Origin of the sequence: Pseudoalteromonas sp. PPB1 (genome assembly GCF_015356275.1) — a bacterium.
Taxonomy (GTDB): domain Bacteria; phylum Pseudomonadota; class Gammaproteobacteria; order Enterobacterales; family Alteromonadaceae; genus Pseudoalteromonas; species Pseudoalteromonas rubra_D.
The window spans coordinates 214271-229335 of record NZ_JACEQV010000006.1; the positions used below are offsets into that span (position 1 = coordinate 214271).

The 15065-nt window shown below is 47.7% G+C and carries 8 protein-coding genes; 1 reads left to right on the plus strand and 7 read right to left on the minus strand.

Going from position 1 to position 15065, the window contains the following annotated elements:
* Positions 1-3: 3 nt before the first annotated feature.
* The 6 genes from IY568_RS08590 to IY568_RS08615 form a co-directional block, all read right to left on the minus strand.
* Positions 4-390: a DUF805 domain-containing protein gene (locus IY568_RS08590; protein WP_125559397.1), complete on the minus strand. Its 387-nt coding sequence runs from the start codon at positions 388-390 to the stop codon at positions 4-6.
* A 202-nt stretch (positions 391-592) separates the two neighbouring features.
* The gene (locus IY568_RS08595) at positions 593-2986 is read right to left on the minus strand and encodes a glycoside hydrolase family 15 protein (RefSeq protein ID WP_194867320.1); all 2394 of its coding nucleotides are present in this window, start codon (positions 2984-2986) and stop codon (positions 593-595) included.
* Positions 2987-3006: 20 nt separating this feature from the next.
* Positions 3007-4497, minus strand: coding sequence for an MFS transporter (locus IY568_RS08600; RefSeq protein WP_125559392.1), 1491 nt, complete (start codon positions 4495-4497; stop codon positions 3007-3009).
* A 1-nt stretch (position 4498) separates the two neighbouring features.
* The gene (locus IY568_RS08605; RefSeq protein WP_416365163.1) at positions 4499-6361 is read right to left on the minus strand and encodes an alpha-amylase family glycosyl hydrolase; all 1863 of its coding nucleotides are present in this window, start codon (positions 6359-6361) and stop codon (positions 4499-4501) included.
* A 160-nt stretch (positions 6362-6521) separates the two neighbouring features.
* A complete protein-coding gene (locus IY568_RS08610) occupies positions 6522-8030 on the minus strand; it encodes a tryptophan halogenase family protein (RefSeq protein ID WP_194867322.1) in 1509 nt (502 codons plus the stop codon).
* A 66-nt stretch (positions 8031-8096) separates the two neighbouring features.
* Positions 8097-10976, minus strand: a complete 2880-nt coding sequence (locus IY568_RS08615; protein WP_194867323.1) for a TonB-dependent receptor — start codon at positions 10974-10976, stop codon at positions 8097-8099.
* Between the two features lie 731 nt (positions 10977-11707).
* On the opposite strand from IY568_RS08615, the gene IY568_RS08620 reads away from it, so the two are divergent.
* A complete protein-coding gene (locus tag IY568_RS08620; protein WP_194867324.1) occupies positions 11708-13330 on the plus strand; it encodes an alpha-glucosidase family protein in 1623 nt (540 codons plus the stop codon).
* 64 nt (positions 13331-13394) lie between these two features.
* Here IY568_RS08620 and IY568_RS08625 read toward each other — a convergent pair whose 3' ends face one another.
* On the minus strand, positions 13395-14957 hold the full coding sequence (locus IY568_RS08625; RefSeq protein WP_228553223.1) for an EAL domain-containing protein: 1563 nt from the start codon (positions 14955-14957) through the stop codon (positions 13395-13397).
* Positions 14958-15065 lie beyond the last annotated feature (108 nt).

Genomic DNA, 15065 nt, shown 5'->3' on the forward strand with positions numbered 1-15065 from the left:
GCACTACGCAACCGTATGATGCAATTGCTCTTTCGGGTTAGGACCATACTCGTTCTCGCCCGGTTTACTGTCCATGACATAAAACACGATCAACACAATGGGTCCGATAAGCGGGATTAATGAAAGCAGTACCCACCACCCACTGCGCCCGGTATCGTGGAGCCGACGAACGCTCAAGGCAATACTGGGGATGATGATGGCCAATGCGTAAAGACCGCTCAAGAGCCCGAGACCAGCTTCTTCCGAATACAGCCCCAGCGTAACGTCAACCAGACCAAGTACCACAGAGACTAAGATAGAGCACAATATAAACACCCAGTACTCTTTGCGTCTTGCCCGCCCCTTGAATTCAAAATAATTTTTAAAAACAGATAAGTAAATTTCTAACATGATCCCTTCTCCTTATAAATGTTCCTTATTTCACGCACTAAAACAACTGGCGCGTTACCGACGTTTTTTTGCTCTATCAGGTTAGACAATATTTTTGACAAAACCAAGTCAACCGTCCCATCCGCTACTAAAAATACACAAGCGCAATAAAAAACGCGGCGTCCTTTATGGAACGCCGCGCTTTATCAGTATTGCAGCACGATTACTTAAGCGCCTGCTCTACGATCGGATAATGATCCCAGACTTGCTTGTCTGCCAAAGAGCGAACTAACTTCACATATTCTGCATGTGTCCATGCCAGCGGTGTCGCAGAGTTAGTCCCTTCGCCCAACGTGTAGCCAAACGGGTTTACACCAACCCCATCCCAAACCTGCTCGGGGAGCATCAGGCCTTCGTTGGCAAAATGTTCCATGCCTTTGATGTAAGTGTACTTGATACGTTGTACCGCTGTGTCATTCAATGCATTAGCCTGGCTGGCTGCCGCAATCTCGTAGTGGCCTCGTTCACCGGTAAAGAAAGGCCATACCCGACCACGCTGACCGGCCGTGTTCTGACCCTGCTCAGCATAGTTCGTGCCGCGTATTTCGTCTTCACCGTAACCATCGTTACCATAACGGCGGTAGCCCGGATAACTATTCGGGTCGCCGGCAAAGTTAAAGCTATATTTTACGCGCAGATTCTCAGGCAGATTTTCATCTTCATACTCTGGCAAGGTATTGGTAATGCTGCTGGCATCTGCAGCTCTTACGCCATAGCGCACAAGCTCCAGGAACCCGCCATCAATGATCTGCTTTTTATCCATACCCGCACGGCCATTGTTGTCGCTCAGCTTAGTATCCGTATTCGGGTTGGCGTCTTTGCCAATGCGGAAGAAATATTTCCCATCGCTTTGCTTCGAAGGCAGGTTACCCTCAGTGGTGAACATAGTCGATTCCACTTCGCTGTCGTAACGCTTGGCTGTTGCCATATAACGCACACTACCGGCTTTATCTCCGGCCAGTTTCGCAATGTCACTGGCAGCGACCAGGCCCGCGATAATAGCAGCGGTTGTCGACGGTGAGTAACCGTCCTGCTCTTCCCAACGCTCCTGTTGTGTTGCCGGAGGTGTGATCTGAGTGTCGTTCCAGAGGATTTTTGCCAATCCGCCATCGACTAAGAACTCAGCTGCGGGTTGCAACATACGCTTGTACCAGTAAGCAAGCTTCTCATCACTCAGTACGCCAGCCTGCCAGAGTTTCCATGCCAGCATAATCGGCATAGCAGTTTGGTCCAACTGCACGCCTACCCACTCCAGCTCACCGTCAACATGGGTTTTCTGTAAGAACCAGCCCGTGTCACCCTGATTGCCAGGCGTCTTATCAGTAACTTGCACTTTTTCCAGATACTCAAACGCGATCAATGCCGTTTGTGGATCACCCATAGCTAAAAATGCCATCGCCACCTGATAGAAATCGCGCACCCATACCGCTTTATATCCGGTATGACCTTGCTCAGCAGCCACTGTATCACCCCAGGGATTAGATAAAGAGGCGATCAAGGCGCCTGCGTGAGTTTTATCTTCCTGCGCCTTTAACACCAAAGCACTGGTGTAAAGTAGTTTGCCCTGATCGGCCGTATAACCGCTGAGCTTCTGCATAGGCTCAAGGCTACTCAGGTAATCGCGCCAGCCAATCGCATCGCCTTCACCGTTGTAGTGGGCCAGTATTTGCTGATAACCACGCTCCAATGACTGAGCGCCTTCCTCGAAACTCGCGTTTTGCGATTTGCCAAAACTCAGTGCCAGGTCGAATGTCGCCTGCTGATCCACATCACCCAACTCAGCCAGCCAATTTACATTACCGCTTTGCGCACCTGTACTGGTGTAGCGCTGTGCCATTGACTGGCTTGCTTTAAGCTCGGAAAGACCATCGCTTTGACCAGTAAAGCCCACGCTCGCTTGTTTAAAGCCCGTTTTGCTTTGCAGTGTCAGGTAATTATCTCCTTCCCAGGCAACCAGGCCCTGCTCAGTGACTTTCGCAAAATCGTTCAGGCCGTTGTTATTCACATACGGGTTTACGTTAACGAACAACTTCACACCATCCAGCTCAGTTTCCACTTTCGCGCGAACGAACAAGGTTTGCCCGTCAGGGTCGGTGAATATGTGTTTTTCAAGCGTAAAACGGCCTTGCTTGTCTTTGCTGATCACTTTGTATGCTAAAGACAGCGGACGGCCTTGTGCGTCTTTGTCCAGGTAATCAATACTGACATCCAGTGCGTCTTGCTCCGTTACCGTAAAATCCGGGCCGGTGACAATAAACTGCATGTCTTTGATCTGAGCCTGGTGGATCAGGCCAAACATGGTTTCTGTGATCATGCCTTTGGCAATAGAAAACCACACTTTTGAAACGGTTTTTGTACTTGCCTCTTCAGAATACTGCCCTTGCTTGTAGGCCTCATAAGAGGTACCAATCCCGGTTTTGCCTGAATAGGCCCAGTATGGCTTATCACCCGGTGCGCCCGGCGCGGCTTGCTGTGACTCAACCGCGTTATTCGCGCTACCGCAACCAACAAGCCCGGCGGCAACCAATGCCAGAGTTAAACTAGAAAGTTTTTTCATAAAGTCTCCTTGCGGTGGTGTTATTGTTGTTCGATTTTCACCCGCATTACAGCAACTGCTGCAAGCAAGAACGACACACCACCAACCACTAATGCAAAAATCGGTTGATTATCAAATAGGTTTCTCAGGATCAGGCCAAGTACACTGGCCGCCATCAACTGCGGGATCACGATGAAGAAATTAAATATCCCCATAAATACGCCCATTTTATGCGCTGGCAATGAGTTACTCAGCATGGCGTAAGGCAACGACAAAATAGACGCCCACGCAAAGCCAATCCCAATCATGGGCAGCCAAAGCAGGCTAGGATCGGCTATCATTTTAAAGCTTAATAGCGCACCTGCCCCCAACAGCAGGTTGATACAGTGTGCGCCACGCATGCCCAAGCGATTCACCATTACAGGGATACACACAGCAGCCAGTGCGGCAAAACCGTTATAGGCGGCAAACAGTACACCCACCCAGTCGGCCCCATCGTTATAGGCTTTGCTGGTTACCTCGGTTGTACCGTAGTGAAAACTGGTGACTGCCGAGGTGGTATAGATCCACATAGCAAACAAGGCAAACCAGCTAAAGAATTGCACGACTGCCAACTGGCGCATGGTGCCCGGCATAGTAAAGACATCGTAGATAACGTTATAAAAGCCACCTGAGGTGCTACCACGCTGCTGAAGGTAACCCGCAATTAGCAGGACCAACGTAAAGGATAAAAACAGTCCGCTCAGTAAATACAGCTCTTTTTCCAGCTGCAGCCCAATCACAGCTGCCAGGATCCCCCCACCAATCACGCCGGAAATAAGTGCTGCGCGTGCATAGTTGATCGCCTGATAGCTTTGCTTAGCTTGCGTTTCAACCGCTTCACCGGCAAACTCCGCCAACTGCTGTGGCGTGTACTCCTTTGTTTTAAGGATAGTCCAGCCTACCGCCAGAAATAACACCACACCACCGAAATAGAAAGCATACTTCACAGATTCTGGGATCTGACCCGGCTCTGCGGTATTGCTGATCCCAAACCAGTTGGTCATCATCCAGGGCAAAGCCGATGCCACAACAGCACCAATACCAATAAAGAAACTCTGCATGGCGTAGCCATTGGCACGTTGTTTTTCATTGAGGTTGTCGCCTACCAGCGCCCTGAATGGCTCCATGGTGACGTTGATAGACGCATCCATGATCCACAGCATGCCTGCTGCTATCCAGAGCGTGGGGGAATTGGGCATAAAGAATAGCGACAAAGTCGTCAAAATGGCGCCGTACAGGAAGAAGGGTCTTCTGCGGCCCAGCTTGCCCCAGGTGCGGTCACTCCAGTAACCAATGATTGGCTGAACAATCAAGCCCGTGAGTGGTGCTGCAACCCAGAGAATGGGAATATCATCGACTTTAGCGCCCAGCGTTTGGAAGATACGGCTGACATTACCGTTTTGCAGTGCAAAGCCAAACTGGATCCCCAGAAAGCCAAAGCACATGTTCCAGATCTGCCAGAAACTGAGTTGTGGTTTTTGTTTTTGCATATTAGTTCTCTAGTTCAAAGACCGCACTGGCCAGCGGGGCCAGGGTAATTGTCAGCTGATTATTGTTAAGCGACACCTGTCCATGTTGCTCAAGTCTGTCCACCGCTTTACCTTGCCAGCCCTCAGGTAAAGTTACGGAGACACTTTGGGGGGCGTCTGCATCGAAGTTACTGACCACAACCAGACGCTGAGATTCGCTTTGACGCGCAAACCCCATAACTTTGGTCACCGGTTGTCCGTTTGCTTTTGTCACCGTCGTAGACACTAAATCTCCGTGTGCAATCGCACTGAATGAGGCCATGTTCATCAATTTCTGATAATAGGCACGCAGCGCCTTTTGCTCTTCGCTCAGTAAAGCACCATCAAACTTGCCATGATTCATCCAGGCCTGATGAGCAGGAACGCCAATGTAGTCAAAGATACTGGTGCGACTGGGTTTGCCAAATCCAGCCATCTCGGAGCCGTCTTCACCTACACTCTGGCCAAAGTACAGCAGTGTTGGCGCTTTGCTGATCAAATGGCTGATCACCATAGCCGGCTTACCTTTATTGGCATCGCCTGCAAACTCCGGGCTGGCAATACGTTGCTCATCATGGTTTTCCAAAAAGTGCAACATGTGCGGTGCGATATCTTCTACGCTAGCATGGACATCCAGTACTGCCTGGGCAGTACCTTTGCCTTGCATCAGGGCTTTCAGTGAATCATAAAAGCCCACTTTGTCGTACAGATAATCCATTTTGCCCTGCGCGATATAAGCGCGATAAAGCGTTGGGTTGTATACTTCAGCAAGCAAGAAGGCTTCGGGGTTTTTCATCTTGATTGAAGCATTGAGGAAACTCCAGAACTCAACGGGCACCATTTCGGCCATATCATAACGGAAGCCATCTACGCCCTTATCAAGCCAGTAATAGGTGATGTCGCGGAACTTATACCAGCTGTCTGGGAGTTTTTTATCCTGCCAGAATGCATAGTGGGCACGGTAATCAAGCGTGGCATAGTGTGCCGGCAAGGTTGCAAAATCATAGCTGCCATCGGGTTTTACACCGTAATTAACCTTAACGGTTTCATACCAGTCATGAATATGAGGCTGCGCTTTGCGTGCTCCATTGCCGGTCCATTTGGCCGGGCTTTCAACGAACTGACCATCGGCAAGTGGGTGTCGCTCGCCCCCGAGCACCTGATAATCATCTGAGCTCGGGACACGAAAATCCTGACCAGTTACGTAGTAAAAGTTGTTATCACGGGCATAGGTCTTTGACGTGTCATCGTTCGCACCGAAGTCGCTTACGCCTTGTGGCGCGCTGAGCGATTGATAATTACGAGCGACATGATTAGGGACTATGTCAATCACCACTTTCATACCCGCTTCGTGGGTGCGGTCAATCAGGGCTTCGAATTCTGCCAGTCTGTTGGCAGGGTCAACGGCCAGATCCGGATTAACGTTGTAATAGTCTTTAACGGCATAAGGAGATCCTGCGCGACCTTTGACTACATCCGGGTCGTCCACTGATATCCCATATTTGGTATAGTCACCGACTAAAGCATGATGCAATACGCCAGTATACCAGACGTGGCTTACGCCCATGGCTTTGATTTCAGCCAGCGCTTTAGGCGTAAAATCGGCAAATTTTCCAACCCCATTTTGCGCCTTCGTACCCCAGGGAACATTGTTGTTATTGGTGTTACCGAACAGGCGGGTAAATACCTGATACACGACGGGCTTTGCCTCTGTCTGTTGTGTCGCTGCTGCGGCGTTGCTAACTGTCTCTAATGAAGTCTTGCTGTCATTGATACTGTTACAAGCGCTCAGTACCACAGAGCCGGTGATCACCCCAAGCGCGACCACCAACGGTTTTATTGTCATCATAATGTTGTCATTTTTAGTATTTTCAATGAGTCTACTGACTTGGTAATCAAGGGTGAACCGCTTGCATACGTATTCAGAGTGGGTATTCATCCGCGCGTCATGTTCAACGATCTAAGTGTTCGAATGTAAACTCTGCTCAAGGGCAAAGACCGTCGATTTATCGCATCTGTGCCATTCGCTCAAGTTGCGCACGGTGATCATCAAAATTTAATCCACAGCGAGCAATGTAATCCTGGATCTGTGATAAGTCGTACTTGTTTGCCGCCTCATTGCCAGCGATCAATTGAGACTGCTCAGGATAGATGCCGTAACCTGCGAGTAAACAGTGCCAACTGACGGAGGGGTAATATTTATCGATGTCCTGACGATGTAATTCATCCGATAAGTTTTTGCCCGACACCCAGGTTTGTAATACGTCATACAAAGAACGCGAGAGCTGATTGTTGTTCGCATTGTCGCGCCAGTATTGTGTATCGGTTCTACTATTTACACGATAATGTGCCACAATGTAATCTCTGATCGCCTGATATCGTGCATCGAGTGACTGGTTGTGTCTGGTTTTGAATTTATCGGTGAATTCACCGTCCTGATAGCATTCAATAAAGCTTTGTACGGTTTCCTGAACAATATGAAGTGCAGTCGCTTCCAGTGGTTCAATAAACCCTTGCGACAGTCCGATGGCAAGGCAGTTTTTGTGCCAGTGCTCTTTGACCTGCCCCACTTTCATGGTCAAGTGACGGGCTTCAACATCACTGTCCAGCAAACCCAGTGCGGTACGTAATTCGGTCTCAGCTTTATCTGAATCGCAATAGCGTCGGCTGTAAACATAGCCGTTACCAACGCGATTGGTCAGCGGGATATGCCAGCTCCAGCCAAATTTTCTGGCAATGGACTGAGTTTCAGAAGAAATCACATCACCCTGTTCTGTTGGCAAAACCACAGCGGCGTCATTAAACAAGTTGTTGGCAAAAGATTCAAAGCCCACTTCCAGATGTTGCTGCATTAACAAACTGCGAAAACCCGAGCAGTCGATAAATACATCGCCTGTAATTTCCGCTCCCTGCTCACACACCAACGCTGCAATGTCACCATTTGTATGTTTACGCACATCGCTGACATTGGCCTGAATGTGCTCAACGCCCAAATCGCGGGCTGTTTGAGCCAGAAAGAGCCCAAGTTTACCGGCATCAAAATGATAGCCATAGTTAATTTCAAACGGAAAATGATGCGCAGCGATTGGCGCTTTAGCCTGCTCGGCCAGATAGGTAGTAAGGAAAAATGGGTCTGGGTGGCCTGCTACATCAATCGCTTTTCTTCGAACAAAGCTGTTGTGAAAAAAAGCTGGCGCTGAATAATCGTCGGGCTGTGAAGGAAAAGGATGAAAGTAACTGCTAAAGCCGGGCCGGGTTGACCAGTCAATAAAACGAATGCCATTTTTATAAGTCGCGTTACACGCTGGCATCCACTGCGCTTCACTGATCCCCATAAAGTCCATAAACCCCTTGAACTGGGGAGTAGAGCCTTCGCCCACGCCAATTATGCCAATATCTGGTGACTCGATCAGGGCAATCTCAATCGGCTGACCCTGCCAGCTTTTGGCCATAAGGTTAGCTGCCATCCAGCCTGCAGTACCACCGCCTAAAATCACGATTCTCTTTTTATTCATCATTTTCACCTCATAAAACAAAGCCACCAGAAGTATGGTGGCTTTATATCAGATCACGCTCGGTGCTCAGAAGCTATAGTTAAACCCTAAGAAGTACTGGCGACCGAACTCTTTGTACTCGCCCGTACTCAGTGCCGTACCATAGTTGGTGGTGTTTGGCTCATCGGTCAGGTTATTGATTTGAAGCACAGCCTGAAGACCGTTTTCGAAATCATACGTACCCTGCCAATCAACTACAGTGTACTCATCCGCCATTGCGAATGCCGAACCACCAGGTGTTGCCCCCTCATACACATACTCATCACGATAACGTACGTTCAGGTGCGTGGTAAAGGCATCGATATTCCAGAAAATCGTCGCGCTCCAGACATTTTTTGACAAGCCAGGCAGTCCTAGCTTAGCGTCACTGAAACTTGTTCCGCCATCAACTCCGATTTCACTGTCACTGTATGAGTAGTTCGCATTGAAGCCCAGTCCAGAGAAAACACCAGGCAGATTGTCAAACATCGTGGTGTATGCCAATTCAATACCTTTGATGTAACCACCTTCGATGTTGTGAGATGTCTGATATTGACCTTCAACAAACCCCTCTGGCGCTTCAAGACCAATTGAGGACCAGTCTACCTCACCTTCGAGGTAAGTTGTGCTAGTGATTAGCGACTCGATGTCTTTCCAGAAGATTGCCGCAACAAATGCACCACCATCTTCAAAGTAACGCTCATATGACAAATCGAACTGATTTGCACGGAACGGATCCAGATTCGGGTTACCTTTGGACCAAACGTTGTATCGTTGGCTTGTTCCGTCATTAGCGGTATCAGCCCATGAACCAGCACCACCACGTAGCTGATACACTGGCGGACGTCCCATCACTTTTGCCGCAGCAAAGCGGATTTGATCGGTATCGCTGATGCGGAAGTTCAGGTTCAGTGATGGTAAAGTATCGGTATATTCAGGGCCATATTCCACATGACGGTAATCAGTGCGCTCTACACCGTTATCGTCAACAATCTTGTCGCCAACTTCTCCACCCTGGATTTGTTGAATACCAACAGACTTTGTATCTGTCTTAACAACGCGCACACCAAAATTACCTGTGACCGGAATATCGCCAATTTCAGTGTCAATATTCGCCATGACATAACCGGCAAGCACTTCTTCTTTTACCGAGCCACTCTCGATTAGCGTCCAGTTGTGCTCCCAAGTTTGCTGTGCACTATAATTGCCTGGGCCAAATACGGCATCTGCGATACCTATTAGATCCAATTCCAGGTAGTCGAAACCGCGTGTGTGTTCAACGGTTACAAAGCCATCCAATTTATGCGGCATACAGGCATGATTCTGGTGATTGAATTCACACCCTTTATTAGTCACAATCGTGCCATCAGCCATCTGATAGCCATTCTGACCTTCACGTGCGCCCCAACGGAACGTTGAACGTTTATCGGTAAATTCACGATCTGACCAACGTGCACCAACTTCAACAGATGAAATGAATCCAGCTTCTACATGGTATTTAAAATCAACCTTAAAACTGTCCAGCTCGTCTGTATACTCATGCGGGAACTGTTCCCAATCACCAAGGCGCATATGAGACAGGTCAGTGTAATCAGTTCCAAGTGTCAAAATAGGAGAATTCTTGGCCCGTTGCTCAAAAGAAAAAGTCTGATTTCTCAGCTCCTGCCAGGCCTGTGCCGAGCTGCCATCTTCCAGTGTGATTGTCGAATATTCATATGCATGCATAGACGCAATCATGTCACGACGAGTCTTCTCGCCTTCACTGTGTGCAAAATCCAGTTTAAGTTCCCACTTGTCAGTGACATACTCAAGACCTAAACCAAAGCTATCCGTTGTAGATTCTGTTGACTGGTCTTCGCTACGCATTTCAAGCCAGGGGCCCGTTGTATCAGTCACAACCACGTCACCAGCAGTTAGAAAGTCATCATTCACTGACACATTACTGATGGTATATAGATTATTAACGTCTCTGGAGATACCCTCAATATTCAGACCACTTTTCTTGTCTTCAGACTCGAACTCTGAACGAAAGTAATCAAACTGTACTTTTAAAGCATCGTTTGGTTGATATACCAGAGTGCTCATTACACCAAGACGTTCGTCATTGCCTTTCGCTGAGCGAAATTGAAAACCATCCAATGAGTTTTCAGTCTTTCCATCACCATTGAAATCTTGCCAGTTATCATTTTCAGGGGTTTTCGCTCGAGTCGGCTTATGCGCGCTAATATCAATGGCATTATTTGGCTGGTTTAAGAACGCCGCGCCAATACCAAAACCCAAAGTTTCGTCCAGGAATTTGCCCTGATAAGAGAAACTGATGCGTTCACCACTTGAATCGGCACCAACATCAGATGCCGCATCATTGTATGAATAACGCACTGATGAATTGAAATTGTGCAGCTCTTTAGCCTCAAGCGGGTTTGCTGTTTTCAGTTCAACCGTTGCTGCAACGCCACCTTCAACTAAAGAAGCTTTTGGCGACTTGTATACCGCGGCCTGATTGATAAGCTCCGACGGGTACTGGTCAAACGATATCCAGCGGCTACCCGCAGTATAACCACTGGTGCTTGCCTGTTCACGGCCGTTAAGTGTTGTCTGAATAAAGTCACCGTTCATACCACGAATATTCAGCTGAGATGACTGACCACTTGCGCGTACCGCTGTCACACCTGGCAAACGGCTCAGAGAGTCTGCAATGGAAACATCGGGCAAAGATGCCAGATCACCGGCATCAACGACTTCTGCTACTGTGTCGCTGTAACGCTTTTTATCGATTGACGCGATGATACTGCGAGAGATACCACGTACCTCGATAACTTCAACATCCTCTTTCTTTGCTGCTTTCTCTTCTTCTGCAACGACCGAAAAGTGGCTAACGCCAGCGGCCATAAGCGCAACTGTTAGCATGCTTGGTTTGAACATAGACATAGTGTTTTATCCCAATTAACCATTTTTATGACGCCTAGTTGTTTATTTATTCGTCACACGGTGAACCGTGCAGCGCTACAACGATTTATAAAGGCGGTAATTTTGTTGTCAGCGGCAATAGTAGCGCTGTGCTCAACGTCCAAACAACTTTATGCATACGTATTCAATGCAACCCCCATTTCATTTTGTTCACAGAACATTCACCCCGAATGCCCCTAACCCCCTGTTACCTTTATAAATGTTATCGCAACAATCTGACAGCGAATAACCCGTTTTGCGCCTTATCTGAATTTACTAAGTTTTAACGAAAATCAAATATCTGCAAAGGATAGCGCCATTAAATTTGCCGTAATTTTCTACCACACACCCAAGCTGATAATTGGTATTACCAATTAATCCAACTGTAACATAGATGATAGAAGGTAATGTCAGGTAGAAACACATATTGGTAAAGAGCCCCAACAAGTTTGAAATCCTGCTTTTATATTAATTCAATGACAACTAATTATGCTGCATACGTATGCAGGCTTTTTACTCATATCAACGCATGTCGTATGCTCTTCGCCATTGTTAATATTTAGTGTTGTCGTACCCTGCTTACATCATAATCTGACCTCACCTCGTCTGATTTGACTACAGTTATTAAGCCCCTCAATACACAGAGTTGCGAGATGACCCAAAAGGCAGAAAATAGATACGGCAACCTGGCTGCACGGCGCAGGAGAAAGTGCATGGCTCATAATGAATGGTGGAAAGGCGCGGTTATTTATCAGGTATACCCGCGCAGCTTTTGTGATACCAATAATGATGGAATTGGCGATCTTCAGGGGATCATTAGCAAGCTCGATTACATTAAGTCACTCGGCGTAGATGCCATCTGGATCTCGCCATTTTTCAAGTCTCCTATGAAAGACTTTGGCTATGATATCAGCGACTACCGAGATATTGACCCAATGTTTGGCACCCTAAATGACTTTGATGAACTAATTGACAAAGCGCATCAACGTAATATTAAGATCATTATCGATCAGGTACTTAGCCACACTTCAGATGAGCACGCTTGGTTTAGTGAAAGCCGTGCCAGCCAAACAAACGCTAAAGCTGACTGGTATGTTTGGGCAGATGCGAAGCCTGATGGCAGCCCACCAAACAATTGGCTATCTATCTTTGGTGGTGTTGCGTGGCAGTGGGATTCTCGCCGTTGTCAGTACTATCTCCATAACTTTCTGACTGAGCAACCAGATTTGAACTTCCATAACCCAGAAGTACGACAGGCGGTTTTGGATAATGTCGAATTTTGGCTGAAAAAAGGTGTTGACGGTTTCCGCCTGGATGCCATTAACTTTTGCTTCCATGATCAACAGTTGCGTGATAACCCTGCAAAGCCAAAGGAATTACGTCAGGGTCGTGGCTTTAGCGAAGACAACCCTTATGCATTTCAGTACCACTATTACAACAATACCCAGCCGGAAAACCTCGCGTTTATGGCTGAGATCCGCGCCCTGCTCGACCGCTACCCAGGTACGGTAAGCCTGGGTGAGATTTCATCCGAGGACTCTCTTCAAACCATGGCTGAATATACCTCCGGCGGTGATAAATTGCACATGGGTTACAGCTTTGAGTTACTGACCAAAGACTATAGTGCAAGCTATATTCGTGAAACCGTATCTCGTCTTGAAGCAGTCATGACGGAAGGCTGGCCATGCTGGGCATTCAGTAACCACGACGTAGAACGCGTTGCTAGCCGCTGGTCTAAAGACGGTAAAACGGTTGATGCACGCCAGGCTAGCATGCTCACTGCGCTGTTGGGGTCATTACGTGGCAGTGTGTGTATGTACCAGGGCGAAGAACTGGGCCTGGGTGAAGCCGATGTTGCATTTGAAGATTTGCAGGATCCTTACGGCATTACTTTCTGGCCGAACTTTAAAGGTCGTGATGGCTGTCGTACGCCAATGCCATGGCATACCGAGCAACAGCATGCAGGCTTCAGCGAAGGAAAACCCTGGTTGCCAGTATCACCGGCCCACCAGTCACAAGCGGTTTCTCAGCAAACTGACACTGACGATTCTATTTTGGCTCGCTACCAGGCATTTATGGCATGGCGTAGCACCATGCCTGAGTTACAGGTTGGTGATATCGAGTTTATAGACAGTCCAGAGCCAATATTAGCGTTTTATCGACATTACCAGGGGAAAACGATGCTCTGCGCGTTCAACCTCAGTGAGCAACCAGCGCAGCTTGCACTGGAAATCTCTCACCATACGGAGCACCTGGAGTTGGTTCACCATACCGGTCACTATGAACAAGATCAGCTATCCCTGCCCGGATTTGGCTGCTTCTTTGCTTCACTTTAACCCCTTGACCTAAAAGCCCCGGAACCGGGGCTTTCTCTATTTACAGGCTGTTATAAAGCGCGACTTAACAAACCTCTTTAAGCTTCTGAATAGGCATCGCTTTATAATAGTACCAGCCCTGATGCACACACACGCCCTGACGGGATAAATACTCTGCCTGATGCGCCGTTTCTACGCCTTCTGCAATCAACTTTTTATTAAGCTTAGCTGCCATCTCTATCATCGCATTTAGTACGGGGGATTGCAGATTATCCATCCCAATAGACGCAACAAAGGTTTGATCAATCTTCAGCAGATCAATGGGAAAACTCTGCAGGTAATGCAAACCACTGTAACCCGTACCGAAGTCATCTATCGCGATCTCGACCCCTGAGTTTACCAATGACTGAAGCACAGAGTGTATTTGTGCCTGGGATAAAACATCCCGCTCAGTCAGCTCTATGGTGAGCTTAGGAATAACCAGGTTCGCTTTGTGTAAAACTTCAAGATAGTCTGCGCAGGTCAACAGATATCCATTTACGTTAAACGACACTTTAAAGTTCGGTTTACTTTTTAAAATCGCACGCAATTCAGTCAGTGCTCTTTCTATCTGATAAATAGACAGATCAAGAATACTGCCATCCCGCTCTGCTTCAGGAATAAAATAAGCTGGACTAAGCTCGCCCTCAACTGGATGTTGCCAGCGGATCAACACTTCAACCCCAACAACTTCTCGGGTCGTTGTATCTACCAGAGGCTGATAGACATTAAAAAGCTCTTGTTTACTGATAGCCCCAAGCAATAGTGCCCGGCTACTCAATACACGACTATCATAGTGGTTGAGCAACATGGTGAGTCCCACCAAAGAGCCACAATATAAAAGTAACAGGGCTAGCAACCACACAGGTTGAATGGCAGAGAGTCGCTTTGCATCGCTGGCCACCATGATGGTCAGTTGCGGCAAAGCAGCAAGCGGGCGTGCAAAAATATATTTTTGAGTGCCATCATCAAAGTGTCCTTCAAACTCCAGCACATCGGTCATGGGAAATATCGTCTCACCCAAAGGTAAAGTGTATTTGCCACGTAAAAAGATAGGCACGCCGGACTTCCCATCAAGCAACGCAATGAAAGCCAGGTTTTTATGCCGGGTAATATCTAACGTGTCACTCAGCCAGCTGGTTGGTAGTAAGGCATTGACCTCAAAACCATCATTGCGTGTGCGCGCCAGAACAAACGCAGGAACTTGCAAAAAGTCAGTAATGATTGGGCCATGATACCTCAAGCCAGGTTGTTTTATCGGCTCTGTGGTTTGTACCGGGGGCGTCAGACGACCAAACGAGTTACACAGTAAACGACCATACTCATCAACGATGCCAATCTCACTCAATGCCGGATTAACAAACACCTGCTCTCGCATTAAAGAGATAGTATGAGCATCGCAGGTTTCATCGAGGCGCTCTGCATGTTTTAAAAAGACATCAATATTATGAAGCTGCGAATCAAGTTCCTGTCGGATCAATTCGGAGGCGGCCTGAACAGATTGCTTTGCGGCTTCTTTCTGTTGCACGTAGACAAAAATCGCCAGCGAGCCAAATAGCAAAGAGCTTATCAACCACGCAACACTGATATTTTTTATACGATTAGTCAAGGAGTGATTACCCTGGATCAACTTCGCACTCCAAACAAATACAAAGGCCAGATGGTAAAACAGGTAAATTAAATTTTTATGACAAGAAACCCCGGTTGATGCCGGGGT

What these genes read in the sequence shown, in the direction of transcription:
- IY568_RS08600 (WP_125559392.1), bottom strand. Translation starts at nt 4,497, where the DNA reads ATGCAAAAACAAAAACCACAACTCAGTTTCTGGCAGATCTGGAACATG.
- IY568_RS08620 (WP_194867324.1), top strand. Translation starts at nt 11,708, where the DNA reads ATGGCTCATAATGAATGGTGGAAAGGCGCGGTTATTTATCAGGTATAC.
- IY568_RS08615 (WP_194867323.1), bottom strand. Translation starts at nt 10,976, where the DNA reads ATGTCTATGTTCAAACCAAGCATGCTAACAGTTGCGCTTATGGCCGCT.
- IY568_RS08605 (WP_416365163.1), bottom strand. Translation starts at nt 6,361, where the DNA reads ATGACAATAAAACCGTTGGTGGTCGCGCTTGGGGTGATCACCGGCTCT.
- IY568_RS08595 (WP_194867320.1), bottom strand. Translation starts at nt 2,986, where the DNA reads ATGAAAAAACTTTCTAGTTTAACTCTGGCATTGGTTGCCGCCGGGCTT.
- IY568_RS08610 (WP_194867322.1), bottom strand. Translation starts at nt 8,030, where the DNA reads ATGAATAAAAAGAGAATCGTGATTTTAGGCGGTGGTACTGCAGGCTGG.
- IY568_RS08590 (WP_125559397.1), bottom strand. Translation starts at nt 390, where the DNA reads ATGTTAGAAATTTACTTATCTGTTTTTAAAAATTATTTTGAATTCAAG.